Origin of the sequence: Cellvibrio sp. pealriver, from assembly GCF_001183545.1 — a bacterium.
Classification (GTDB): domain Bacteria; phylum Pseudomonadota; class Gammaproteobacteria; order Pseudomonadales; family Cellvibrionaceae; genus Cellvibrio.
Map to the genome: position 1 here is coordinate 1792384 of NZ_KQ236688.1, position 26010 is coordinate 1818393.

The following is a 26010-nucleotide window of genomic DNA, read 5'->3' on the forward strand; positions in this document are numbered from 1 at the left end:
AGAGAGAAGAACGCACATCAGAGGACATTAATCACGCAGTAATTTATTAAATGCATCAATGAGATGATGAATATCAACTGGCTTGGTGAGGTAGTCATAGAAGCCCGAGTTTCGACCGCGCTCAACATCGTATGGCATAGCATTAGCCGACAACCCCAGAACCGGAATACGACTGGTGGTTGGGTCACTTTTCAGTACCCCGAGCACCTCATAACCATCCATTCCTGGCAAATTGATATCAAGGATAATCAAGTCAGGCTGCTGGCTACGGGCTTTATAAATGCCCAAGAAAGCCTCTTCAGCAATCTCCAGATCCAGTTGCGGATAACGGGCAAATACTTGCTGCAATAAGCGGATATTGGTGGGATTGTCTTCCACATATAAGACTTTACAACGACGTTTTACCTGAAGCACTGCGGGGCTGTAGTCCTTACTGGATGGGCTGCGCATGACGGTTTCAGCATTCCATTCCGATGCCATGGGAAAATCAATCCAGAAGGTAGTGCCTATCCCTTCAACACTGGTGAAGTCGAGTTTTCCTTGCATCATTTCCACCAGTTGCTTGGTAATCACCAAGCCAACGCCGGAACCTTCAATCGTGGTGTTTTCAGCACTCAGACGATTAAATGGCTGGAAAACCTCATGCTGGCGTTGCAACGGAATACCGCGCCCGGTATCACGCACACTGATACGCAATTGCTGCCCGGGCTGGGATTCCAACTTCACCTCTACTTCACCACCAACATGATTGTATTTCACCGCGTTGCTGAGCAAATTCAGCAGTGCCTGCTTGAAGCGCACGTGATCGGCAATCACATAGGTATTGGCAAATTCGGCGAGCGATGACGCAAGGCGAATCCCTTTGGCGTCCGCTTGCGGTTGAACCAACGTAAAACATTCCACAATCAAGCGCGATACCAAAACCGGCTCCAACGAAACTGTCATACTGCCTGATTCGATTTTTGCCAGATCTAATACATCATTAATCAGCTGCAAAAGATGCTCGCCCGCTTTGCGGATTTCACGCACGTTATCGATTTGCTGCGACTTTAAATTACCGTCATATTCAAACAGCTGGGTGTAACCGAGAATGGCATTGAGCGGTGTACGCAGTTCATGGCTCATGCTCGATAAAAACTCTGACTTGGCACGGTTCGCCTGTTCGGCTTGTTCTTTTGCCTGAATAACCCGCTCTTCCGCGCGTTTAACTTCAGTGATATCCATATTGCTACCCGACATCATGATCGGCTGCCCTTTCTCATTGAATACTGCACGTCCACGGCCGCGAATCCAGCGAATTTCCCCATGTGTACTGATGAGCCGGTACTCCACATCAAAAGGAGCTCGTCCTGCCATGTGTTCAACCAATGCATTGTCAAACTTGGCCAGATCCTGAGGGTAAATATGTTTGCGCCAAATTTTGAGGCGATCCTCACCCTCCGTCAGCACGTCATCGAGGTCATCGTAACCCAGCAGTTCCCAGCAGCGGTGTGAAAAATGGAAACCACCGCGATCGGCATACCACTCCCAAATGCCATCACTTGATGCCTGAATAATACGCACCTGACGCGCTTCACTTTCGCGGAGTGCTGCCTCCACCTTTTTAATCTCGGTGATATCAAAATTGACCCCGGACATAATCGTGGCACGCCCTTGCTCATCGCGTAGGGAATCAGCACGTACTTGCGTCCAGATATAACTGCCATTTTTGGTCTGGATGCGATAAGACACATCCAACGGTTTACCCGTCCGCAAGTGTTGGCGCGCCGCTTCGATCGCAAACTCACGGTCATCCGGGTGCATGAACGTCAGCACTTTGGCCGCATCACTGATATTTTCTGCATCCTCAGGGCCATATCCCAAGCGCTCCCAGAAACCACCCGACCACTCAATGTGCTGGGTTTGCAGGTTCCACTCCCAAAAACCATATCCGCTACCATTAAAAATACGCTGGAAGCGGCCAACAGTTTCACGCAACAGCTCAATGTCATCACTCTGTTGCAGCGAAGGGTCAAAGCTAATGTGCTCGATCATAAAATCCCATTAATGATGGAAAAATAGAGGCAAGAGGATAAAAAGATGGACTGACAATAGCCGAGATCAGCTCATTGCACAACGTCAGATAAATCCGGAAACCACAAACAACAACAGCGCCTCAAGGCGCTGTTGTTAGTCAAAAAATACATTCATCAGGGTGTTTCTTGCACTTCACTTTCATCGCGCACTTTCGGCATCAAGTCCTCTTTGGTGATTCCAAGAGCCGCAGTGATGTTGGCACAGATATAAACCGATGAATAAGTACCAGCAACAATACCGATGATCAATGCCAACGCAAAACCTTGCAGTGTTTCTCCTGCAATAAAATACAAGCAAAACAATACAATAAATACCGATGCCGATGTCATTATGGTACGGCCAAGCGTTTGGGTGATTGAAATATTGATCACTTCGTGTGGATGCATTTTGCGTAGAATGCGGAAGTTCTCGCGGATACGGTCGTAAATAACGATGGTATCGTTAATGGAGTAACCTATAAGCGCAAGTATGGCCGCGAGCACGGTCAAATCAAAATCCCAATGGAAAAACGCAAAAAAGCCCAGGGTGACAATTACGTCATGAATCAAACCAATAATTGCACCAACTGAAAATTTCCATTGGAATTGAACAGCAACATACAAAAATACCAACGCGAAAGCGACCAACATTCCCAAGCCGCCTTGATCACGCAACTCATCACCGATTTGAGGACCAACAAATTCACTACTGCGCAATTCAATCTTGCTGCTGGTAGCTTGTTCAATATCAGCAATGATACGGCGCAGATACACTGAATCAATTGAGTTTTCTACAGTGACCAGTGTTTTTCCATCACGTTGTTGGTACTCCACACGGCCGTAATCAGCAGCTGCAAAAAGATTTTGTTGTTGCACACTTTCACTGCTGACATTCACCAGTACCAACGTATCTGCAAACCCTTCCATCTCACGTGCTGGCCGCTCTACAGCTTCTAACGCCGCGCCTGAACCCAAGGCAGAAATTGCCGCGCTCAGTTTTTGCTGGGCTTTTTCTTTCATTTGATCCTGAGTACGCACCATTACTTCCTGCTCGGAGCCAAACAGCACAGCAACGGGGCTTTTTAATTCTTCTTGTTCAAGCACTTCACGGATTTTATTTAAATCTGCAGGCTTATCGAACAACAATTCCAGCTGGGTACCGCCAGTAAAATCCAAACCTAACTTCAATCCGTTAATGGCCAGTGATGCTATGGAAATGACAATAAACACAATCGACAAAGCAGAGGTGAAGTGCCTCACCCCCATGAAATTAATAATGCGTGATTCCTTAGTCATAGCAATGATCTCTTAAATCGAAATTTTCTGTAAGTTTTTGCGACGGCCATAGACCAGGTTTGCCAGTGCACGGCTGCAGCTGACGGATGCGTACATGGTGGTAATGATCCCGACAATAAGTGTTACAGCAAACCCTTTGATAGGTCCGGTACCAATTGCAAACAGAATAATCCCTACAATCAAGGTGGTCAGGTTGGCATCCAGAATAGTGACAAACGCGCGCTCGTAACCTGAGTAAATAGCCTGCTGGGGTGATGCGCCATTTTTGAGCTCTTCGCGAATACGGGAGTGAATTAACACGTTAGCATCAACCGCCATACCAATCGTCAATACAATACCTGCAATACCGGGGAGCGTCAGGGTCGCACCAAACATCGAGAGCATGGTAATCATCAGCAGTAAATTCACAGCCAATGCAATGTTGGCGAAAACACCAAACATACGGTACGCAACCAACATAAAGAGAACAACCAAACCGAAGCCCCATAGGGTTGCATCAACACCGTTGGCAATGTTTTCAGCACCCAATGACGGGCCAATAGTACGTTCTTCCACGAAATGCATAGGGGCCGCCAAAGCACCCGCACGCAATAGCAACGCCAATTCCGATGCTTCCGCTGGACTATCCAAACCCGTAATACGGAATTGCACGCCCAATGCACTCTGGATGGTCGCAAGGCTAATTACTTTGCGCTCAACGTACTGCGTCATCTTTTCAACGTTTTCACCTGCAGCATTTTTCACAATCTGCGTACGGGTTTTGTATTCGATAAACAAGATGCCCATTTGGCGCCCCACATTATTGCGGGTTACGCGGTGCATGTGAGTACCACCCAGACTATCAAGGGTAATATTGACCTGTGGCTGGTTAGTTTCCGGATCAAAACTACTGGTTGCATTAGCAACTCGATCACCGGTCACAATTAATTGTTTTTCTAACTCAGCATTGCCGCGCTGCATTTGCGTCAGCTCGTCTTTGTAAGGGAAAGACTCTTTGTTGGATACCAAGGTATCCGGGGATGCGCCCAAACGGAATTCGAGATTGGCGGTTTTACCAATCACGCGCTTGGCTTCTGCAGGATCCTGAATGCCTGCCAGCTGCACGATGATACGATTTCGCCCTTGGCGCTGTACCATTGGTTCGGATACACCTAATTCATTAACACGGTTACGCAAGGTAATCAGGTTCTGGCTAACGGCGTAGTCTTCAATTTCACGCACGCCTGCTTCACTGAAATCGGCGTTAAAAGCGAACTCACCTTCAGTCTGTTTATCCGACGTAGTAAATAGCAATGTTGGAAAATCACTCCGCAACAAACTGATCGCCGCATCACGTGCCTCTGCATTACGAAAGCGCGCAACTATCTGGTTATCCTTTTGTGCAATTACTGAGGTATAACGCACCTTTGCTTTACGCATTTTCTCTTTCATATCATCAGCATTGATTTCCTGACGCTTTGCAACGGCAGATGCTGTATCAACTTCCAACAAAAAATGCACACCGCCCGCAAGATCAAGACCCAACTTTAAAGGCTCAGCTCCCATGGCTTGCAACCAGCCGGGGGTTGTTGAAGCGGTATTCAGTGCTACCACATAACCATCACCCAACGCCTGTTGTACAATTTTGCGCGCAGCCATTTGCTGCTCTACATCCTTGATTCGCACCATTGCAGTTTTTGCAGTCACTTCACCGCCAAAAGCTTCTATATTGGCTTCTTTCAGCGCAGCTTCCATTTTGGTCAGCACGGGTGCATCAATCACTTTCGCACTGGAATCACCGGAAACCTGAATAGCCGCATCAGGTGCGTATAAATTGGGGATCGAATACACAACGCCAACTACTGTAAAAAACAGCAGTAACAGGTATTTCCACAGGGGATAACGGTTTAGCATAAAAATTTCCCAACTGGTCTGCGGCAGACTTCAGAGCACTGATGATTCCAGGCTACGCCGATTGCTCCGCCTTATTTTTTACGAGCACACAGCCAATTTTTGGCTGCGGTATGGTCAAGGGCGCCGGATTATACCCTTTAATTGGCATACAACAACGCTAACGCACCTACATAGGCGGCGCTGGCGGAACCTCTAATCCCTGACGGCCATAAAAATCGCACAAAAAAGCATCAAAACTATTATCGCTTAACGCCTTGCGCATATCCGCCATAATCCGTTGGTAGTAGCGCAGGTTATGGATGGTATTTAGCTGGGCACCCAGCATTTCATTGCATTTATCCAAATGATGCAGATAAGAGCGCGAAAAGTTTTTGCAGGTGTAACAGTCACACAAAGGATCCAAAGGAGAAGTGTCTTCGCGGTATTTGGCGTTGCGCAGCTTGATAACTCCCTCACTGGTGAATAAATGTCCGTTGCGAGCGTTGCGAGTCGGCATAACGCAGTCAAACATATCCACACCGCGGCGCACCGCTTCTACGATATCGCCAGGTTTCCCAACCCCCATTAAATAACGCGGTTTGTGTTTGGGCATTTGCGGTGCGAGGCTCTCAAGTATGCGCAACATGTCCTCTTTCGGCTCACCAACAGAAAGACCGCCAATTGCATAGCCATCAAAACCGATTTCGACCAACCCAGTTAATGATTCCGTACGCAGATTTTCATACATACCGCCCTGAACTATCCCGAACAACGCAGAAGGATTATCACCATGCGCAATTTTGGAACGCTTTGCCCAGCGCAACGACAGCTCCATAGAGTCTCGCGCCTCATGAATTGTCGCCGGATAAGGAGTGCATTCGTCAAAGATCATCACGATGTCAGAGCCCAAATCGCGCTGAACCTGCATAGAAGTCTCAGGATCGAGAAACACTTTACTGCCATTGATTGGCGATTTGAATGTAACGCCTTCCTCGGTAATTTTCCGCAGCTTGCCCAAACTGAACACCTGAAAACCACCGGAGTCTGTCAGGATGGGGCCTTTCCATTGCATAAAGTCGTGGAGATCGCCGTGCGCCTTTACCACTTCGGTGCCCGGGCGCAGCATCAAGTGAAAAGTATTCCCAAGGATAATCTGCGCACCTATATCTTCTACATCGCGCGGGGTAAGTCCTTTCACGGTTCCATAAGTACCCACCGGCATAAATGCAGGCGTTTCAACCGTACCACGCGGAAACTTAAGGCGACCACGACGCGCCCTGCCCGTCTGGCTATCTAATTCAAATTCCATAAAGCATTGATGAGTCACGTTTTTCTCTCTGGACTTTTCAGATAAAAATTAACCGGTCACGCCAACACGCTGATGTGCTGCTGTTGGATTACGGGTGATAAACATGGCATCGCCATAACTGAAAAAACGATACTGCCGGGCAACTGCCTCTTCATAGGCAGCCATCGTAAATTGATAACCAGCGAAGGCCGACACCAACATAATGAGCGTCGATTCAGGCAAGTGGAAATTGGTCACCAAGGCATCAACTACCTGAAACTGATAACCGGGATAAATAAAGATGCTGGTCTCGCCTTGATATGGGTGGATTGCACCTTTTTGCGCGGCATCAGCATAACCTTGCGCAGCCGATTCCAAACTACGAACGCTGGTAGTACCTACGGCGATTACACGCTTGCCTGCAGCCTTGGTCGAACGTACCAACTCACAAACGTCTTCCGATACATCCATAATCTCGGAGTGCATTTGATGCTCGGTAATATTATCGACTCGCATATTCTGGAAAGTGCCAGCCCCTACATGCAGGGTCACAAATGCGATGTTCACACCTTTTTCCCGGAGCTGCTCAAGCATTAACTCATCAAAATGCAAGCCCGCAGTAGGTGCTGCGACAGCACCCTGTTTCTCACCATAGACAGTCTGGTAACGCTCGCGGTCAGCAGCCACATCATCCCTGTCTATATAAGGAGGCAAAGGCATATGGCCAATACGATCCAGCACAACCAACACTGGGTCATCACCTAAAAATTCCCACTCAAATAAAGCGTCGTGCCGCGCAACAAGCTGGATGCGGGTACCGTCCTGTAAGATGACCTGCGCCCCCACCTTTGGAGCCTTACTGGCTCGGGTATGGGAAAGCACTCTGTGGTTATCCAGTACGCGCTCTACCAGTACCTCAACCTGCCCGCCCGACTCCTTCTGCCCAAACAATCGCGCCGGAATCACGCGGGTATCGTTGAACACCATTAAATCGCCCGGTTCAACAAGGCTAAGCAAATCAGGAAAGTGACCGTGAGTAAGTTGGCCGGATATACCATCCAACTGTAACAAACGACTACCGCGCCGCTCTGCAGCAGGTGCACGGGCAATAAGAGAATCAGGTAATTCGTAGAAAAAATCCTGGCGACGCATAACAATCGGGCAACCTGATAGGGATTGACTTGAAAAAGGTCGGCAGGTTACTCCAATTTGCGAGCATTGCAAAATAAGGGAGTGGAAAAGCCTTATTTCAATGCACATTAGAGGTGAACATCAGAAACTGACCGAGCTTAAATGAACCGCTTTTTGATCAAGTTGTTTAGTAAATGTGGGCAGGAAGAAGTTTTCGTAATAAATGTTTGACAGCAAGCTTCAAATCATTAAAATGCGCACCACTCGCCAGTGTGGCGGAATTGGTAGACGCACCGGATTCAAAATCCGGCGCCCTTAAAAGCGTGTCGGTTCGAGTCCGACCACTGGCACCAAATCCGAAAGGGCTTACAGCAATGTAAGCCCTTTTTTATTGCCTGTGATTTACATGCGTATTTACACATCAATCACACAGAAAAAGAGAAATTCAAAAACACATCCTTGTGAGGGGTTTGGGAAAAAACCAAAGCAAGCAGGAAGTCAGTACTCCAACTGCACGGTATCATGATGATGGCGAATCAGTGATCTTCTGGAAGCATGTGACAACATAGCTGTTTGCGCATAGTGCTCGGCGACAGCGATCGCAGCACAATTAATGATATCGAGATTACCTGCATACTTAGGCAAGTAATCACCTAAACCTTCTACGCTTAAATCGATTCGAACTCCACCATTCACCAATACCGGCTCGGACTCTAACTTATACCCGGGCACATATGCCTGAATTTTTTTTAACATATTTGCCAACGGTAACTGCAGTGAGTCTATATCCATGGAATCACAGTAGGCGGTTATGGTGGTTAACATCCTCGTATCAGGATTGATTTCATCAACCAACAATTCAACTTCAAATTCCTGAATACCCGTATATTTTTTCAGCCCCGCCTTGGTATTGCGATAGTATTCATCCAAATTAGCCAAGGTACCAGGACCAACAGAATGCGGTGAGACAATCGACTTCACTGCGATTCTAGTTAAACCGGGAATAGTTTTCGCGAGCACTTGCGCAACAGGTATGGATGCCTGCCCGCCGCAGGAAATCATACTGATATTCTTATTCTCCAGCACCTCATCCAAACCTAGCGCTGGAACACAACACTCTCCGATTTGCGATGGAGTCATATCAATAGCCAGTAGCCCTAACCCATCAAATATTTGTGCATGCTCTATATGGCATGCAGCAGATGTTGCATCAAAAACAATATCACAGCGATTTTCTGCTTCAAAAAAAGCATTAATACCTTTGTCAGATACACGCACACCCAAGTCAGTCGCATAGCGCATTCCCGCAGATTGCAAATTGCGCCCAACAAAAATGACACAATCAAGCCAAGGAGAACGGCGTACTTTTACTAATAAATCAACACCTATTTTACCTGTGCCAATAATACCAACACGTAACCGCCCATTAGCCTGCACATTTTTTCCTTGATCTCTGTGTAAAAGCTCCCCACTCAATAACGCTTTAATGAACTGCATAATTTAATCCTTGAAAATTATCTCATTAATTGTTTTTAACCAAATTGTCGATATTACTCCGCAAAGATTTCACATTCGTTTCTGCTTTTAAATATTAAACAAGCAGTTTCGAGAACCGGATCTCAATAATTTAATAATCCATATTTTAAAGAGCAGTACAAAAAATCGCGCAAAACAAAGAAGCAACTTATTTCATTTTTAACCATAAGATTTAATCAAAGAAATGAAGAATTTTTGTTTTAAACATGAAGACTTATGTGCCACATTTTTTTAAACACTATTAAAAACCCTATTAAATGCAGGTTCAGATAGTCATAATCGCGCGCCACAGTAATAGTAGAGCGCACGTTGATTTTCGAAGACTGCGATTATGCTGATTTTTAAACACTGCAATAAAGGTACTTTGATCTGAGGTTTTGTCGAAGTGAAAAATAACTTTTGATCGTTAAAAACCAAAGGAGCATTACGTGGTTAAACAACCTAAATATTATTTTGAGGCGATGTTAGGAATAAGCGAGCCTTGGTCAATACAGGATGTAACCATTGATGAAAAAAATAAGCTAATACAGATCAACCTTACCTTCCATACCGAAAAGCCACGCTTTTCCTTTTTTTCAAAAGCACCAGAAAACGATACCCATAAAATCATTGATACAGGTTTAGCTAAACGCTGGGTGCATGCCAGTACCGGATACTACACTTGCCATATCGTTTCCAGTTTCTATGATCCAACCATAAGCAGCCCGGGCATCAGCCGCAATGCATTAATGCAACCCAATTTCTTGGGAGAGCCAAATCGCAACTACACTCATCAACTTCGTCAACAAGTAGCACTGGCAAATATTCGTGGTATGGCAGCTGATGCAATATCGAATATGCTGAAAGTTGATGTAGGGGTTGTTGAAGAAATTCTGGGTGATATTGAAAGGACACCGGAAACATATCGCATGGCTACATGCCTACCTTGCCCATCCGATCCCATATGGGAAAATATTATTTCGGATAAATTCCACTTAAAAACGCAACTTTTCCCCTTGAAGCTCATGCTATCCAAACTGAAGCTCAGCATGATTGACCCAAAAGTGGATATTAAATTAAGTGATGCAGTAAATGAGCTACGTAAATTTATTATTTCACACATCAACACACTTGATGCAGAGATAAGCCAGATCTGCGCACTCTCTACCAAAAAACAAGCAATCGAAGAGCGCCATAACACTACGACAAAACTGGTTTTACCTGCACTCAAAAATAACATATGGCTTAAATTAATTACCGGAAAAATTGACCTTAACTCAACCAATATGCCACTCAACTTGTTTTTAGTCAGACTGCGCCATGCTTTTCAAAACACAGATGATCACAACTCAAAAATATTTTCACTCAACTCATTGCGTGAGTTTTTCCGTAAAAATGCACGCTCATTAAAAAAAGAATTAATATTAATAAATCAATTAATGAATGCGCCAGAGGAGCAAAAATTTTCATTGCCAGATGAACGCAGCGATATCTGGAAGCGCATTTTAAAAGATGACAATTTCATCCCAAGTTCACATATTGCTTATAAATTATTGTTATCCAATTTGCGCTCGCAATTGCTGATGAATCCTGATCCGGTTGTAGAACTTAACGCAGCAAGGCGCGTAAGGGACTTTATCAAGCATAACCAACGATTCATGCAACAAGAATTGCGGATGGTATTAAGCAGTAACCAATAACATTTAACCGACCTATACACATATAAATTTCAGGAGAGCTTGCATGGCACAAGACGCCGATATCAGCATCCACAGCGCGTTGGTAAACCGCGCCCAACTTATCGAAAAAATTATCAAGGGCGAATACTTGGTTATCGCAGCGGACGAATCTGTCTTGGCCGATTTGCCATCAGGCAATTGGATTGCAGGCACCATTCCCTACTTCATGACAGCAGAGGGAGGGAAAGCAGATAGGGAAATGATCTTTGTGAATACTATTGAGGGTGTTCAACCCGGCAATGCACCACGTATTACCCTGTATGACAGCAACTCTATTGCACGTATCGCACAAGAAGCACCGGAGCATGGTTTTACTATGGTGATACTGCCCGCGATGTCCGATGTTCACTTGTCCTACGCACAAAATGCGCCTGATTACCCAAACATGTATTTCTCACCCATCATTGGGTGGATTTCAGGTGTACATCTTGATGATCTTGGGAGCCGCAGTGCCAAAGTAGGTTTTGGCCCTGCACGAGGCATGTTGTTTGATCAGCAAGCGGTCGCTATTCACATCCCCTTGCCTACCAATCAGCTCGCCAACATTAATATTGTGAATTTATTTACCCAAGGCGATGGCCCGGAGATTAAATTTAAAACGACAGGTTTCAACGTCACCGAATGCACTATTAACGGTGAACCAGCCAATCTTGCGGAGTATATTAAATACGCCAAGATTGATACTCGCTTGCCATTGGTTGCCAATTATTCTGGTGTAATGGTGAACGTCAGTATTCAACAGGTTGATGACGCCAATAATAAAGTCGATCTATATGCGCCAGTATTTGCGGATATTAGCTATCGCTTTGCCAAACCCGTTGAAAACTATCTCGAAAGCTTCAACAAAGAACTTTCCGCATCAGCCAGTGAAGGGATTTCATTTTCGTGCAATTGTATTTTGAATTATTTGTATTCAGAACTGGAAGGCAAAAAAACACGGGATCTTACCGGCCCGATTACATTTGGTGAAGTTGCTTATCAATTGCTTAACCAGACGCTGGTTTATTTGAGTATCAGTGGTAGCTCGCGCTGAGCAAGTTAATGAACAGTGTGCCCCATGATAAAAAACGGCGGAATTAACCGCCGTTTTTTATTTTTCACTATTAATATTTATGACGATCTTTAATCATTCGCTATCAGCCAGCGCCATAAGCTTTTATATATTGTTGTAATGATTTTTCATTTCGCTTGATAAATTCAATATCACTGCGCGGTACGGCAAGAATGGCAGGATCAGCTTTTTCCTTCAGTTGCTTTGCTTGCTCTTCTGTTAACTTACCCAAATCGCCAAACAAGAAATAAGCCGCGATAGCATTACCGAGCTTACTGCTCAAGCGCATATATTCCCCCACTGATTTCCAACCATGTTTGTGGATAATCTGGTTGGCTGCATCCTCAAGGTTATTGGCTTTTAATATCACTGTAATTTTTTGATCTTGTGCTGACGCGGGCAATGCCTCGAATGCTTTTATCTCTTCCTCGGTGGTATTCATACTATCGACAACTTGCACAATAGGCGCAATATCACGATTAGTTTGCATCCAGCGCTGTACAGACTGTGCATTCAAGTTAGTGTTGTTCGGCAATAATTGTGCGTTGACTGGTACGCTTACCCACACAACACTGCATATAAGCGCAATAACAATACGCATCACGTTCAAGCCCTTCATTGACTTATGACAATCGCAATGTAATCGCGGTTGTTAGCGACCACACCCAATAAAAGAAAAACACCAGAAAAGGCGTGAGTAAACCCAGTGAAAAGCCTGCCATACCTTTCCCTTCGTAAAATGGATAAAACACAAACAGCTGGATTAATGTGGGAATCAATGCAATTACAAAACTACGTGCAAAGATGTTGCTGGAAAATACCGATAACAAAAACAACAGCCCCCACAAGCCGCCCCAAATAATCCGCGGGTACATCCAATGGGGTGATATTGAACCCGCCAACTGAACGTTCAGCGATTGTGTAATACCGTAGCGACTGAACAACCACATCACCACACACATGACCAACCCGCCCAGACAACCGGCTCCAAATACCGTTAATGCATTTTTCATAGATCGTTGCTCGCACCATGAGAGTTTTATAATGACGGAGATTACTGCCATTCTCTGACAGCGACTCCGGGATAATAAGCGCCAGTGTATCACCCGGACTTAACACTTGGTTACACTGAAAATGCCTTGGGGGCTGCTACAATAGCGGCTCAGTTTTTATACAGCGAAGACTAACATGTTCCGTTTTTTTGAAAGCCTGATTAAACCTTTTCCACCCGAAGAACCCACTAGCCCACCCAAAACGCTTTATGCGTTCTGCCGCCATTACAGCCGCGGTGCAGAGGCATATTTAATCGGCATGGCGATATTTACCGGAATCATTGCCATTCTGGAAGTATCCCTGTTCGGGTTTCTAGGCCAGTTGGTTGACTCGCTCAATAAACACACGCCTGAAAGTTTTTGGACAGAATCGCGCGGTGAGCTTATCTGGATGGCGTGCATACTGCTCATCGGATTGCCCGTATCAGTATTAATGCATTCGTTACTGATGCACCAAACGCTGCTAGGAAATTTTCCTATGCGCATTCGCTGGCAAGCACACCGTTTTTTACTGGGGCAAAGTTACCAGTTTTATCAAAATGAATTTGCCGGCCGCATTGCAACCAAGGTTATGCAGACTGCACTCGCGGTACGTGAAACTATTATGAAACTGCTGGATGTACTCTTGTATGTGATGGTGTACTTCGGCGGTATTGTGGCATTAGCGGTATCACTTGACTGGCGCCTCGCCCTGCCGTTGATCGCATGGTTTTTTGCGTACAGCGGCTTACTGTATTATTTTCTGCCACGCCTATCAAAAATATCGACCAAACAAGCCCACGCACGCTCGGATATGACAGGCCGTTTAGTTGATACCTACACCAATATTTCGACAGTAAAATTATTTTCACACTCCAACCGTGAGGCAGAATATGCCCGAACTGGCATGGAATATTTTTTAACAACAGTACACCCGCAAATGCGTCTTGCCACAATGTTAGGTTCCGCGGTGTGGATGATTAATGTTGTGCTGATATTTGCCATAGCCGCAACTTCATTGTGGCTGTGGTCCAGTGCTGCTATTACCACAGGCGCTATCGCCGCCGCAGTGGGTTTAGTGTTGCGCCTCAACGGTATGGCGCAATGGATTATGTGGGAAGTATCTGCTCTGTTTGAAAATATGGGCACCGCGCGTGATGGTTTAAATACGCTTTCTATTCCGCGCGATGTACAAGACAAACCCGATGCCAAATCCATTACGATTACAAACAGTGAGATTGATTTTAAATCCGTCAACTTTAATTACGGAAAAAATTCGGGGCTGTTGCAAGATTTTAATTTGAACATTAAAGCCGGTGAAAAAATTGGTTTGGTTGGGCGTTCAGGAGCCGGTAAATCAACCCTGGTGAATTTGCTATTGCGTTTTTATGATGTTGATTCTGGCTCGATTCTGATCGATGGGCAAAATATTACCAACGTAAAACAGGAAAGCCTGCGCGCACAGATTGGTATGGTCACACAGGATACATCGCTATTGCACCGTTCCATTCGCGATAACCTATTATACGGCAAACCTGATGCCACAGAAGACGAAATGATCCGTGCAGCGCAACAGGCAGAAGCACATGATTTTATTATGAGCCTGGCGGATAACGAGGGCCGCACAGGCTACGACGCGCACGTTGGTGAGCGCGGCGTGAAATTATCCGGCGGCCAACGCCAGCGTATTGCAATTGCGCGCGTACTGATTAAAAACGCCCCGATTTTAATTATGGACGAGGCAACATCAGCATTGGATTCAGAAGTGGAAGCCGCAATCCAAACCAACTTGAATAAGTTGATGCAAGGCAAAACTGTTATCGCCATTGCACACCGCTTATCCACTATCGCGGCTCTGGATCGTTTGATCGTGTTGGATAAAGGTCAGATCATTGAACAGGGAACGCACAATGAATTGATCGCATTGGGCGGGGTGTATGCTCACTTATGGGCACATCAGTCCGGAGGATTTTTGGGAGAGTTTTGATCATAAAAAAACGGCGAGCAAAAAAGCTCGCCGTTTTTTTATTTATCGCCACAACAATAACAACAACAATCACAACAACGAAGCTGCGTTATTTTTTAGCGAAGTACATATTCCAAATCAGTAACACCACGCCGATAAAAAAGCCGATATGACCAAGCATGGCGCCTATCGCAAATATCCAACTTGTGACGATCAGGTTACTATTTTCATCACCAAAGGAACTGGCAAGCATGTACGGCAATGCGCTTGCAAGAACGATCATTAAGCTCAGTGCAATAATTTTGATCCCGCGCGGGGAATTGCTGCGCATAACCGCGCGGATTGGATTCCACATGTTGCTTACCACATCAAGTCATCGGGGATGACATAATCTTTGTAAGGATCATCTTCATCCGTTTGCTGCGTTGATTTGATATTGGCAACGACTACGGCATTTTCATCGCGCTGGGCAATTTTGTCGGCCACAATACGCGGCACCAGTTCATAACCTTCGCCCAACTTCACAACCGCTAACACACCACGGATGATTTGCTCCTGTACCGTTTTGGATACGCGGATTTTTTTGATCAGCTTGCCGTGGGTAAAGTTGTATTCAACATCGCTCTCGCCTGCGCCTTTAGGTTGGCGATGGTTTTCAATCAGCTGCTTGATCTGCGCCGCAATCGCTTTTTGTTGCAGTTCCAAATCGCGCTGGCGATTCAACTCACGGTCGCGCTCGGCTTTTTCCAAACGAGCTTGTTCGGCCGATTGTTTTATTTCATCCACTTTTTCTTCGTTGGAGCGACGCGCAACATTCGTTTCTTTGCGTTTGTCTTTATTGGCCTGTTTGGCTTTTTTTGCGTCGATTAAACCGGCTTTTAATAATTGGTCTTGTAGTGATGCCATAAGATGTCTCGGTCAAATAGTGGTGCGTATTCATTGATATAGATTGGCCGGATAATGCGCTCTCACCCACGCAGCACGTTTGGCAATGGCCTCACGTTTTTCTGTTGTCTGCGCATCCAGATGCTTCACTTGCAGTGCAAGGCGCGGGTGGTTAACAAAGCGATCACGATGCTTAGCCAAAAATTCCCAGTAGAGCGTGGTGAATGGGCAGGCCCGATCCGATTCAGCGTCGTCCGGCTTATAACAGCACTGGTCGCAATAATTACTCATTTTGGCAATATAGCGCCCGGTCGCAATATAAGGCTTGGATGCCATTATGCCAGCATCCGCATACTGGCTCATCCCCAATACATTCGGCAATTCCACCCATTCCACAGCGTCCACGTACATCGCCAAATACCAGGCATGAATCTGGTCTGGCCGGGTTTGCCACAAGAGTGCGAACAAGCCTGTGACCATTAACCGCTGGATGTGATGCCCATAGCCATGCTGCAAGACCTGACCAATACTCTGCGCAAGGCATTTCATATCCACATCGCCCGTCCAATAAAAATCAGGCAAATTGTGTTGGGCATCCAGCGCATTCATCTCCAGCCAATCGGGCATAAAGCTCCAATAAAGGCCGCGCACGTACTCGCGCCAGCCTAATATCTGGCGAATAAATCCTTCCACTGAATTCAGTGGCGCATCACCGCGTTGATAGGCTTGCTCCGCTGCAAGAATGACCTCCATCGGTGACAGCAGTTTAAGATTCAGCGCCGCCGATAAGCGCGAGTGGTACAACCAGGGCTCGTGAGTCCACATCGCATCCTGATATTCACCAAAATGCGCTAGCTGGGCACGGATAAAAAACGCCAGCAGCTCCAGTGCTTGCGCGCGCGTGACTGGCCAACCAAAGGTAATAAGCTCGCCGGGATTATCTGGAAAAAATTGTTCGATACTCTGTTTTGCGGCTTGGGTGATGTCATCCATAGCAAACATCAACTCAGGTTCACGCAACCCAGGACCCGCGCGACCAAAAGTCCCGCGGTTGTCGTGATCGTAATTCCAATCACCGCCTTCCGGTGCACCCCCTTGCATCAAAATACCGGTGCGTTTGCGTAGCTGGCGATACCAATACTCCATACGCAATTGCTTCTTGCCTTTCTGCCATGCGCTGAATTCTCCGGGTTTGGCGATGAAGTGATTGTCCGGTAAAACTTCCAAAGGTAGATTGAATTGTGCGCTACAGGTTTTCAGCTCTTGCAACACGCGATAATCCCCCGGCAGCACAACACGCAAACGCTCGGGCGAATAGTGCCTAAAGCACTCGCCCAAGGCTGCGCTAAAGTTCGGCAGTTGCTGTTCCAATGGATAATAAAGTAGCGGCAAGTTGTCAGCGTGCAGGTCTTGCGCGAAATGGCGCATAGCGGCAATAAACAATAAGGAGCGCTGTTTATTCGAGGGAACATGGGTACTTTCTTGCAGCACCTCTGCCATCCACAGCAGATCTTGCTGCGGATCAAACCCCTCGAATAACAGACTATCGCGGTTAAGTTGATCGCCTAATACCACACATAAGTTGCGGATCTTTTTTGTCATTCAGGTTGCTTCCTTTTGCGGGCTTCGCCACCGCAGGCTTTGGAGCAATACTTTACGTCATCCCAGACTTTCTCCCATTTTTTTCGCCATACAAATGGGCGCTGGCAATGCTGGCAGGTCTTCTGCGGAAGATGTTGTTTTTTCATATCGGCTCAATTCAGTTGTTACCCAATGCCGATTTACTGGCATAAGTAACTGATACGAAAAATCCGGCGGCTGGTATCATTTGCGCCATCGAAATAAACACCTGCCAATTTTATGCATCCAACCTCTTCTACCGTCAGCGCCCCAAAATCCTGGGATATTTTTTGCCGCGTGATCGACAACTATGGCGATATTGGCGTCTGCTGGCGCTTGGCCAGACAACTCGCCAGCGAGCACAGCCAACAGGTACGGCTTTGGGTGGATGACCTGAATGCGCTGGTGCGTATCTGGCCAGATGCGCAATTGGCAGATCAGCAAGAACTCGCGGGGGTTGATGTGAGGCATTGGATCGATGCTTTCCCAACCGATATTGGCATCGCACAGGTCGTGATAGAAGCATTTGCATGCGATATACCCGATGCCTATTTGCAGCAGATGGCCGAGCAAAAGAAAAACGGGCAAGCGCCGCTCTGGATCAACCTGGAATATTTGAGCGCAGAACCCTGGGTGGAAGATTGCCATGGCATGGTTTCAGTACACCCTCGCACCGGCCTTCGCAAAACCTTTTTCTTCCCGGGGTTTACGCCGCGTACGGGCGGATTAGTCCGTGAGCAAGATATCGCTGAACGGCAACATGCGTTTGATCCCAACGCTTTCCTGAACTCGCTCGGTATTACTGCTGACCAAGGCGCACTGCTGATATCTCTTTTTGCCTACGAAAACACGGCGGTAACATCCTTGCTGGATGCTTGGGCTGAATCCCGTCAGCCAATACACTGCCTTGTCCCCCAAGGCAAAGTCCTGGCAAGCATCAATCAATATCTGCCCAAGCCACTTGCATCAGGGCAAGGCTACACACGGGGAAACCTGCGCTTGGACGTCATCCCCTTTCTTACCCAAACCCAATACGATGAACTCTTGTGGGCATGTGATATCAACTTTGTCAGAGGCGAAGACTCTTTTGTGCGTGCGCAATGGGCGGGAAAACCCTTTGTGTGGCATATATACCCGCAAGAGGAAAATGCACACATGGCCAAGCTGGATGCTTTTCTTGATCGCTTTTTATCGCAGCAAGATCAACAGCTAACGACTAACGTCAGCGATCTTTGGCACAACTGGAACCAGCAACACGATGTTGCAGGGGCATGGTCGAAATTGATGGAACAACTGCCACAATGGCAAGCGTTGAGTCATGATTGGAGAAAACACTTGCGCTCCCAAGCCGATCTGGCAAGCCAATTAATCGCCTTGAACAGTACCGGAGGCGGCCAAAAAAGCACTACAGAAAAGCAATAAACAACTGTATAGTAGCGCGCCGATTTCAAACTCGGGACGCCTGAGGGCTTTAAACGCCCGCGCGCCATGCGCAGTACGGCCTCCCTCTTATTCGTTAACCTTTGCAAATACTGGGATTTACCATGAAAAATGCTCAAGAATGCCGCGCTGGCAACGTTCTGATGATCGAAGGCTCACCATGGGTTGTTCAAAAAGCGGAATACAACAAATCTGGCCGTAACGCCGCTGTTGTAAAAATGAAGCTGAAAAACCTGCTGAACGGCATGAACACCGAAACCGTATATCGCGCTGACGACAAATTCGAAGACATCCAATTGGATCGTAAAGAAGTAACCTACTCTTACTACGCTGATCCAATGTACGTATTTATGGACCCAGAGTTCAACCAATACGAAGTAACTGCAGAAGAGTTGGGCGATCTGTTGCCGTGGATGGAAGACGGCATGGAAGACGTATGTGATGCAGTGTTCTACGAAGGTAAAGTGATCTCTGTAACTCCACCCAACGCAATCACTCGCGAAGTGGCTTACACCGAACCAGCAGTACGTGGTGACACCTCTGGTAAAGTGATGAAAACCGCTAAGCTCAAAAACGGTACTGAATTGCAAGTTGCTGCTTTCGTTGAGATCGGCCAAAAGATCATCATCGACGCACGCACTGGCGAGTACAAATCTCGCGCTTAATCGAAGACTTGTATCGCAACTTAAAAATGGCGCCCTCGTGGCGCCATTTTTATTGGGAGCTCCGCTCTGCTGCCAAAAAATAAACCTCGCTATAACCCCACTGCTTTCCTAACCGGCATAATTTGCCGCTCATCCTTTTCCCACACCACTCAGCACCCAATACACACCAACCACGCGCATTGATGGAAGATACACACGTTGTATCAAGGAATTAAAAAGGAAATAGATATGCGCTTTATTGCTGCACTGCTATCGACAATCGCTCTTTGCGCTTCGCTCGCTAAAGCCGAGACAGAGACGTCACCGCAAACTCTCGAAGAACTTAAAGTCGCCATTGAAAAAATTCGAACTGAGAGCAACACACCCGCCGTTGGCATTGCACTGGTTGGCAAAGACGGCCCGCTGTGGATTGCAGGATTCGGTCAAGCCAATATTGAACAACACACACCCGCCGATGAAAACACCCTTTTTCGTATAGGTTCAGTTTCAAAAATGATTGTCGCTCTAGCCGCTCTACAGTTGATTGAAAAAGGGAAACTTTCACTAGATGACAAACTCAGTACACTTGCCCCTGAGATTGAATTTTATAATCCGTGGGAAACAGAAAACCCCATTAAAATCGTACATTTACTTGAACACACAACTGGCTGGGACAATACCCACCCGAAAGAATTAACACTCAACGTAGACGCCAATACGCCTCTGCTAGATATACTCAATTTTCATCCGCACTCGCGTCAGTCACGCTGGCAACCCGGCACGCGTATGGCCTACAACAATATCGGCCCAGTTGTAATTGCTTATTTGATTGAAAAAATAAGCGGTCAATCATTTTCCCATTATGTTAGGGAATCAATATTTATTCCGCTTGGCATGCAGAAAACTCATTATTTTCCAAACGAAATAATAAACTTCACGCAAACGACCCCCCTATATCCAAGGCTCAGCAAAAGAGTACATCTATGATTCTACATGGCCTTCAGGGGCGCTAATGTCATCACCACATGACATGGCAATGTTGTTGCAATATTTTATTGGATCCAAACGCGACTCACTTAGCATTAACCAAACATTGATAAGCCGCATGGAAAAACCAGGCTCCACCTTAGGAGCTCAACAAGGCATGAAAACGGGATACGGGTTAGGAAGTTACACAAGCAGTCACGTTAATTCACCCGTCATTTTTCATGGCCATAGAGGAACGATCCCCGGCTCACTGGCTGAGTTTTTTTATTCAGCTGAAATCAATGCCGGCTATGCCTTTATGATGAACGATATGAATCCAGCCTACACAAAAATATCTGCACTGATACGCAACTATTTATTAGAGCAACACTCCGCAAGCAAAACAAAAAAACTAGAAAAAACGCGCCGTAACGACGAAAAAAATATTCACATAAAAAGTAGTCTTGCGGGCATCTATGCACCAATCAGTCCATCATCTTCTTATGCAAGTTTTGGAGAACAGCTTTTTGGAATGATCGAAATTCGCAACGACGAAAAACAATGGCTGCAACGCCCTTTATTTGGAGGATCAACTATTTTTTATACGCCGATATCCGATCAGTTATTCATTAACAAGGAAACTGGATTGGATGGAATGATAGTAATTAACGACCCTATAAAAGGTGAAATATTGGAGATTAATGGGCATACAGGTAATAGCGCCTATCAGAAAGTATCGCCATTACGTGCGTACGGGCAATGGATAGTTATTTTTCTAATTATTACCAGCTTCATCATTTTTTTTATTAGCTTCCCCATTAGTGGCTTGCGAAAATTACTGTGCAATAGTGTCAATAGTGCGCTTTCCGCAATTACTCTATCCATACTGAGCCCTCTGACACTGATAGCATACTATTACCTTTCCAATATGATCCCCTATAATATGCAAATGTTCGGGAAACCAAGCTTGTTATCTATCAGCTTATTATTGGTGTCCCTTATTTGGCCGATTATGATTGGCTATACTATTTACCGATACTTTCTTACACCCCTATATCAAATCAATATATTCTTACGAGTCAATAGCGCAATACTGTTTTCCAGCCAGGGGGCTCTCTGCATAATCATGCTCAATTATGGTTTAATCGCTATACCTACATGGCTCTAGAGAAAAGCACTATCAAATACGTTATGAACGAAAAAAATAAATTTTCTTTCTTCCCTCAACGGATAGATTTTTGGCTATTTCACAGCATGGGATCTTTGGCTGTAGTTGCTGTCAACAGCTATTTTTCATCGAACAACGACAGCAACACTCGCGCTGAAATTGCCGCTCAACTAGCATGGATACCGCTGTTCACACTGAGCGTATTATACTATCGCACCAAATACCAAAAACTGCAGGAACAAACGTCATGGAAGATGAACCTGCATGCTCTCGTATTCAGCATCATATTTGCAACGCTAACCAGTTTTTCAATGTTGTTTTTTGCTTATCAGTTTACTTCCACACAAGAAATTGAGTCAGCCTTGGATGACAACCCTGAAACTTCACTTGCCCAATTTTCTTTAATCCTGCTACTAAACAACAGCCTGTTTAACACCCTGCTGATTTTTATGTGGATACAAACATACAATAGCATAGCCAGCCATCGCAGAATAACTGAAAACAGATTGCATAACTTACGATTAAAAAACTCACTCAAAGAAGCGCAACTGACCAGCTTAACCAATCAACTCAATCCACACTTTTTATTTAACACACTCAACAACATTAAATTCACGGTGCGTAAAGATCCCTTGAAATCCGAAAAAATGATCACGGACTTATCGGATGTTTTGCGATATTCACTGGAATCTAGCAAACGTGAAAAGGTGCAGGTTTTTGAGGAGCTGGAAATTGTTAATCGTTACATTGACATCATAAAAGTGCACATGGAAACTCGTTTGCACTTTGAAAGCGCGATACCGGAAGATCTATACTCAAATCTAATTCCGCCGATGGTTCTGCAGATGCTGATTGAAAACTCGATTAAACATGGCATTGAAAACTTACGTCATGGAGGCAAAGTTCAGCTGACTGCAGAAAGTGGTTCAAAATATATTATTTTCAAAATCACTAATGATGTCCCATACACAGAAACAACAACACAAAGCACAGGCATAGGTTTACGCAATATTGAGCAGCGGCTCAAACTGCTCTACGGCAATGCTGCAACCATCAACACCCTCGAACAACACCAGCAATTTATAGTCACACTGACACTGCCGCGGGAAACACACCAATGAAAGCTATTGTGGTTGAAGACTCACGTATTGCCCGCGAGGGTTTGATTGAAATGCTAGGCGAGTTCACTGAAATAGAGGTAGTCGGTGCAGCAGAACACCCTACTCCCGCACTCGAATTGATTCGAGAAAAGCGACCAGATGTTATTTTTTTAGACATCCATATGCCCGGAGAAACCGGTTTTGAACTGCTGGAAAAACTGGACTATATGCCACGCATTATTTTTACTACTGCGTATTCTGAATACGCAATCAGATCTTTCGACTATCACACAATCGATTACCTGCTAAAACCTATTAGTCAAGAGCGACTGGCATTGGCAATCACCAAATTGAAAACCATCGAAGATGAGCCTTCAATTGAGTGCAAGCCAGTGCTAGGAATGAATAACAAAATATTCGTGAAGGACGATGACAAATGCCATTTGGTAACACTGGAATCTATACGTTATTTTGAAAGCTGCAGAAATCATGTGCGGATATTCTTTAATAACGAATCGGCTTTTGTCAAAAAGTCTCTAAGCCAAATTGAAGAGCGCCTACCAAAACAATTTTTCTTCCGTGCCAATCGCCAATATATTGTTAACCTGCACGCGATTAGCACCATTGAAGAAGATATCCGCGATGGTTATGTAATCACCATGAATAACGGGACAACAATTGACATTTCGCGTCGGCAAGCAACTGATCTCAAAGAGATGCTGAGTTTTTAACTGTGTGCATATTTGTTACTTTCGTAATGCCCAATAGATTCTTGGCACCAGAAGCAATAATAAAATCACCCCAAACAACACAGCCTCAAAGTAACTTGACCTCACTTGCATAAACACATGCAACCACGCGAGTATTGCAATCACGTAAATGCTTTTGTGCAGGCGAATCCAATTTTTCCCCAACCGTCGCATCATCACTTGTGTGGATGTCACGCCAAGCGCAACCAGCAAAATTACCGCAGGAATTGTCACCAGAATATAGGGGCGTTCAACCAATTCTTTGCCGAAGCGGGATAAATCCAATCCTAAAATAAAGACAAAAAATGCCGCCACATGTAAAAGCGCATAAAAAAGCGTGAATAAGCCCAACATGCGGCGATGCACTTGCAACCAGCGAAAATGAAACTTTTGGACGTGTACTAATCGACGCAAGGGCGTTACCGCCAAGGTGATAAATAAAAAATAAATCGCCCACTCACCGGTAAATAACACAATTGTTTTAGCCGGATCAGCACCCAAGTCACCGGTCAGTGTTTTATAAATAATAAACACCAACGGGATGAGTGAAAGAATAAAAACCAGAATTCGTCGCCAGAATACAGGCATCGCCACCGCCCTTAATAAAATTTACGCAGATCCATATCTTTATAAAGATGTGCAACCTGCTCTGCATAACCATTAAACAATTGCGTGGGAATAATATTGGGTTTTAACAAACCACTCGGCAAACGACGCTCTTCTGCCTGACTCCAGCGCGGATGGCTCACTTGCGGATTTACATTGGCATAAAACCCGTATTCATCAGCTGCAATCATGCTCCAAGTTGTTTTCGGTTGCTTCTCTGTAAATTCAATTTTTACAATGGATTTAATATATTTAAAACCATACTTCCACGGCACTACCAAACGCAAAGGCGCACCGTTTTGATTCGGTAAAACTTTGCCATATAAACCCACTGCTAGTGTGGTTAGTGGATGCACTGCCTCATCCATTCGCAAACCTTCGCGGTAAGGCCAATCAATAGTACTGAAACGGCTTTTTTGCTCAGGCATTTCCGATGGGCGTTCAAGCGTCGTGAATGCAACATATTTTGCTTTACTGGTTGGCTCGACTCGCTTAATTAAATCTGCCAACGAAAACCCGACCCAAGGCACCACCATCGACCAGGCCTCGACGCAGCGCAAGCGATAAATACGCTCTTCCAACGCAACACCTTTTAATAAATCTTCCAAGGTGTAAGTTGCAGGTTTGGCAACTTCTCCCGCAATTTCTACTGCCCAAGGGTGGGGTTTTAAAATATGTGAATGCGCGGCCGGATCGGTTTTGTCATAGCCGTACTCATAGAAATTGTTATAGCCCGCCACATGCTCATAGGGAGTGAGGGCTTCACTGACTTTTTCCTGATTGGCCTTGGCTCCGGCGATCTGTTGTTTTAACCAATCAGGCCCAGGCAAATCTTTATTGGCAACCTGAGTGGGCGCTGCTGATAACGGGAGCGCACTTGCTCCAACCCCTAACGCAGCAGCACTCATTGCGCCGCGCATAAACGCGCGTCGCGCCAAATAAACTGATTCCGGGGTAATTTCTGATGAGGGAATATCATTTGTTTTTTTGATTAGCATACGAACCTCGTAACATACGATGCGTGGCTTATAGACTCGTAGCAATTACATTTGTTACTGCAAATCAAAAATATAATTTCTACCTTGATGATCACAGACAAAACGAGTGTCACCAAGCTCGGCGCAGGCCTGCAACGACAAGCTTGCAGGAACAGAGGATGACTCGCTAACACCCATAGTCGTTTTATCTTTTTTCAAAAACCCATACATGATTTCAAAGCGCTGGGGAAAATCCAAACCCTTGGATTGTAAATCCTGATAAAGATACGCAAATTTTCCGTAGGTCATGGTGACACCACAAAGCCCTATATCGCACATTTTAGTAATGTACTGTGTATAAGCCCGCGCAAGATATTGTTGCAATTCACCGCCCTGGTAAGCAGGCAATGCCATTTTGTTATCGCCTGTTAACACCTCAGCCGCCAAACGATGGTTTGCTTTATTGCCGACCAGCTTGAATACACGATCGTCACAGCGAATTTGCTTGGCAGTTAACTCACACCTCTCAATAGGTGCTGATACCGAATGGATATTACGCACAGCACCTGAATTTAGCTCATTGATAACGGCATTGGGCTGAACCACCTGCGGTTTGCTGATTCTTTCTGGTGACCTGATTGACACGGTTGCAGGTTTGGTTGTTCGCACAGGCAGCGGCAATCTAATACCGTTTCTTTCTGCTGGCCGTTTTAACAATGATGCCTGCACAGTTTCATTGTTTTTTTTAAACTGATTGAACGAAGGTAAGCCTTTGGTTTGCGCTTTCGCTTGTAGCTGGCAATAGACTTGTTCGTAATAGGTTTCGGCGAGGGCAAAACAAAATTGGTCGGCGTAAGCGGGATAAATCGAGCAGAACACAACAGCGAAAACGTAACGCACTATTTTCATCGT

At 45.6% G+C, this 26010-nt stretch carries 24 protein-coding genes and 1 tRNA gene; 10 read left to right on the forward strand and 15 right to left on the reverse strand.

Annotated elements, in window-relative coordinates; translation table 11 throughout:
- Positions 1-27: 27 nt before the first annotated feature.
- The 5 genes from VC28_RS07695 to queA form a co-directional block, all read right to left on the reverse strand.
- Entirely contained in the window at positions 28-2034 is a 2007-nt protein-coding gene (locus VC28_RS07695) for a PAS domain-containing hybrid sensor histidine kinase/response regulator (RefSeq protein ID WP_049630129.1), read from the reverse strand.
- 155 nt (positions 2035-2189) lie between these two features.
- Positions 2190-3350, reverse strand: coding sequence for a protein translocase subunit SecF (gene secF, locus VC28_RS07700; RefSeq protein WP_049630130.1), 1161 nt, complete (start codon positions 3348-3350; stop codon positions 2190-2192).
- 12 nt (positions 3351-3362) lie between these two features.
- A complete protein-coding gene (gene secD, locus VC28_RS07705) occupies positions 3363-5243 on the reverse strand; it encodes a protein translocase subunit SecD (RefSeq protein ID WP_049630131.1) in 1881 nt (626 codons plus the stop codon).
- Positions 5244-5409: 166 nt separating this feature from the next.
- Entirely contained in the window at positions 5410-6549 is a 1140-nt protein-coding gene (gene tgt / locus VC28_RS07710) for a tRNA guanosine(34) transglycosylase Tgt (RefSeq protein WP_369799027.1), read from the reverse strand.
- Positions 6550-6579: 30 nt separating this feature from the next.
- Entirely contained in the window at positions 6580-7662 is a 1083-nt protein-coding gene (queA, locus tag VC28_RS07715; protein ID WP_049630133.1) for a tRNA preQ1(34) S-adenosylmethionine ribosyltransferase-isomerase QueA, read from the reverse strand.
- 245 nt (positions 7663-7907) lie between these two features.
- Between queA and VC28_RS07720 the strand changes: the two genes are divergently transcribed.
- Positions 7908-7994 (forward strand) — tRNA-Leu (locus VC28_RS07720).
- A 145-nt stretch (positions 7995-8139) separates the two neighbouring features.
- Here the strand turns inward: VC28_RS07720 and VC28_RS07725 are convergent.
- A complete protein-coding gene (locus VC28_RS07725; protein ID WP_053094170.1) occupies positions 8140-9138 on the reverse strand; it encodes an acetaldehyde dehydrogenase (acetylating) in 999 nt (332 codons plus the stop codon).
- Positions 9139-9605: 467 nt separating this feature from the next.
- On the opposite strand from VC28_RS07725, the gene VC28_RS07730 reads away from it, so the two are divergent.
- Together VC28_RS07730 and VC28_RS07735 are read left to right on the forward strand one after the other, a co-directional pair.
- Positions 9606-10856 (forward strand): hypothetical protein, encoded by a 1251-nt coding sequence (locus VC28_RS07730; RefSeq protein ID WP_049630134.1) that lies wholly within the window; start codon positions 9606-9608, stop codon positions 10854-10856.
- 43 nt (positions 10857-10899) lie between these two features.
- Positions 10900-11928, forward strand: coding sequence for a DUF6976 family protein (locus tag VC28_RS07735; RefSeq protein ID WP_049630135.1), 1029 nt, complete (start codon positions 10900-10902; stop codon positions 11926-11928).
- A gap of 103 nt (positions 11929-12031) precedes the next feature.
- Here the strand turns inward: VC28_RS07735 and VC28_RS07740 are convergent, their stop codons facing one another.
- Both VC28_RS07740 and VC28_RS07745 read right to left on the reverse strand, forming a co-directional pair.
- Positions 12032-12547: a hypothetical protein gene (locus VC28_RS07740; RefSeq protein WP_049630136.1), complete on the reverse strand. Its 516-nt coding sequence runs from the start codon at positions 12545-12547 to the stop codon at positions 12032-12034.
- A gap of 22 nt (positions 12548-12569) precedes the next feature.
- A complete protein-coding gene (locus tag VC28_RS07745) occupies positions 12570-12959 on the reverse strand; it encodes a hypothetical protein (RefSeq protein ID WP_049630137.1) in 390 nt (129 codons plus the stop codon).
- A gap of 175 nt (positions 12960-13134) precedes the next feature.
- Here VC28_RS07745 and VC28_RS07750 point away from each other — a divergent pair, with 175 nt between their 5' ends.
- Positions 13135-14964, forward strand: a complete 1830-nt coding sequence (locus VC28_RS07750) for an ABC transporter ATP-binding protein (RefSeq protein ID WP_049630138.1) — start codon at positions 13135-13137, stop codon at positions 14962-14964.
- 88 nt (positions 14965-15052) lie between these two features.
- Here VC28_RS07750 and VC28_RS07755 read toward each other — a convergent pair whose 3' ends face one another.
- Genes VC28_RS07755 through VC28_RS20090 form a run of 4 tightly spaced genes read right to left on the reverse strand, consistent with a single transcriptional unit; the run spans position 15053 to position 17576 of the window.
- Positions 15053-15298, reverse strand: coding sequence for a hypothetical protein (locus tag VC28_RS07755; RefSeq protein ID WP_049630139.1), 246 nt, complete (start codon positions 15296-15298; stop codon positions 15053-15055).
- 5 nt (positions 15299-15303) lie between these two features.
- Positions 15304-15849, reverse strand: a complete 546-nt coding sequence (locus VC28_RS07760; RefSeq protein ID WP_049630140.1) for a DUF2058 domain-containing protein — start codon at positions 15847-15849, stop codon at positions 15304-15306.
- A 30-nt stretch (positions 15850-15879) separates the two neighbouring features.
- On the reverse strand, positions 15880-17430 hold the full coding sequence (locus VC28_RS07765) for a cryptochrome/photolyase family protein (RefSeq protein WP_049630141.1): 1551 nt from the start codon (positions 17428-17430) through the stop codon (positions 15880-15882).
- A complete protein-coding gene (locus VC28_RS20090; RefSeq protein WP_082191445.1) occupies positions 17427-17576 on the reverse strand; it encodes a DUF2256 domain-containing protein in 150 nt (49 codons plus the stop codon). The genes VC28_RS07765 and VC28_RS20090 overlap by 4 nt, the downstream gene beginning before the upstream one ends.
- 112 nt (positions 17577-17688) lie before the next feature.
- Here VC28_RS20090 and earP point away from each other — a divergent pair, with 112 nt between their 5' ends.
- From earP to VC28_RS07800, 6 genes are all read left to right on the forward strand, one after another.
- On the forward strand, positions 17689-18870 hold the full coding sequence (gene earP / locus VC28_RS07775; RefSeq protein ID WP_049630143.1) for an elongation factor P maturation arginine rhamnosyltransferase EarP: 1182 nt from the start codon (positions 17689-17691) through the stop codon (positions 18868-18870).
- A 122-nt stretch (positions 18871-18992) separates the two neighbouring features.
- A complete protein-coding gene (gene efp, locus VC28_RS07780) occupies positions 18993-19553 on the forward strand; it encodes an elongation factor P (protein WP_049630144.1) in 561 nt (186 codons plus the stop codon).
- A gap of 228 nt (positions 19554-19781) precedes the next feature.
- Positions 19782-20519 carry a serine hydrolase domain-containing protein gene (locus tag VC28_RS07785; RefSeq protein WP_049630145.1) on the forward strand — a complete coding sequence of 246 codons (738 nt, stop codon included), beginning with the start codon at positions 19782-19784 and terminating at the stop codon, positions 20517-20519.
- A 25-nt stretch (positions 20520-20544) separates the two neighbouring features.
- Complete coding sequence (locus VC28_RS07790) at positions 20545-21666, forward strand: serine hydrolase domain-containing protein (RefSeq protein ID WP_049630146.1); 1122 nt, start codon at positions 20545-20547, stop codon at positions 21664-21666.
- A gap of 23 nt (positions 21667-21689) precedes the next feature.
- Positions 21690-22787, forward strand: coding sequence for a sensor histidine kinase (locus tag VC28_RS07795; protein ID WP_197085496.1), 1098 nt, complete (start codon positions 21690-21692; stop codon positions 22785-22787).
- Positions 22784-23497 (forward strand): LytR/AlgR family response regulator transcription factor, encoded by a 714-nt coding sequence (locus tag VC28_RS07800; RefSeq protein WP_049630148.1) that lies wholly within the window; start codon positions 22784-22786, stop codon positions 23495-23497. Before VC28_RS07795 ends, VC28_RS07800 begins: the two co-directional genes overlap by 4 nt.
- Before the next feature lie 15 nt (positions 23498-23512).
- Here VC28_RS07800 and VC28_RS07805 read toward each other — a convergent pair whose 3' ends face one another.
- From VC28_RS07805 to VC28_RS07815, 3 genes are read right to left on the reverse strand one after another with little or no spacing between them, the layout of a single operon-like run.
- The gene (locus VC28_RS07805) at positions 23513-24103 is read right to left on the reverse strand and encodes a protein-methionine-sulfoxide reductase heme-binding subunit MsrQ (RefSeq protein ID WP_049630149.1); all 591 of its coding nucleotides are present in this window, start codon (positions 24101-24103) and stop codon (positions 23513-23515) included.
- Between the two features lie 11 nt (positions 24104-24114).
- A complete protein-coding gene (gene msrP / locus VC28_RS07810) occupies positions 24115-25119 on the reverse strand; it encodes a protein-methionine-sulfoxide reductase catalytic subunit MsrP (RefSeq protein WP_049630150.1) in 1005 nt (334 codons plus the stop codon).
- A 54-nt stretch (positions 25120-25173) separates the two neighbouring features.
- Positions 25174-26007 carry a hypothetical protein gene (locus VC28_RS07815; RefSeq protein ID WP_049630151.1) on the reverse strand — a complete coding sequence of 278 codons (834 nt, stop codon included), beginning with the start codon at positions 26005-26007 and terminating at the stop codon, positions 25174-25176.
- Between the last annotated feature and the right edge of the window lie 3 nt (positions 26008-26010).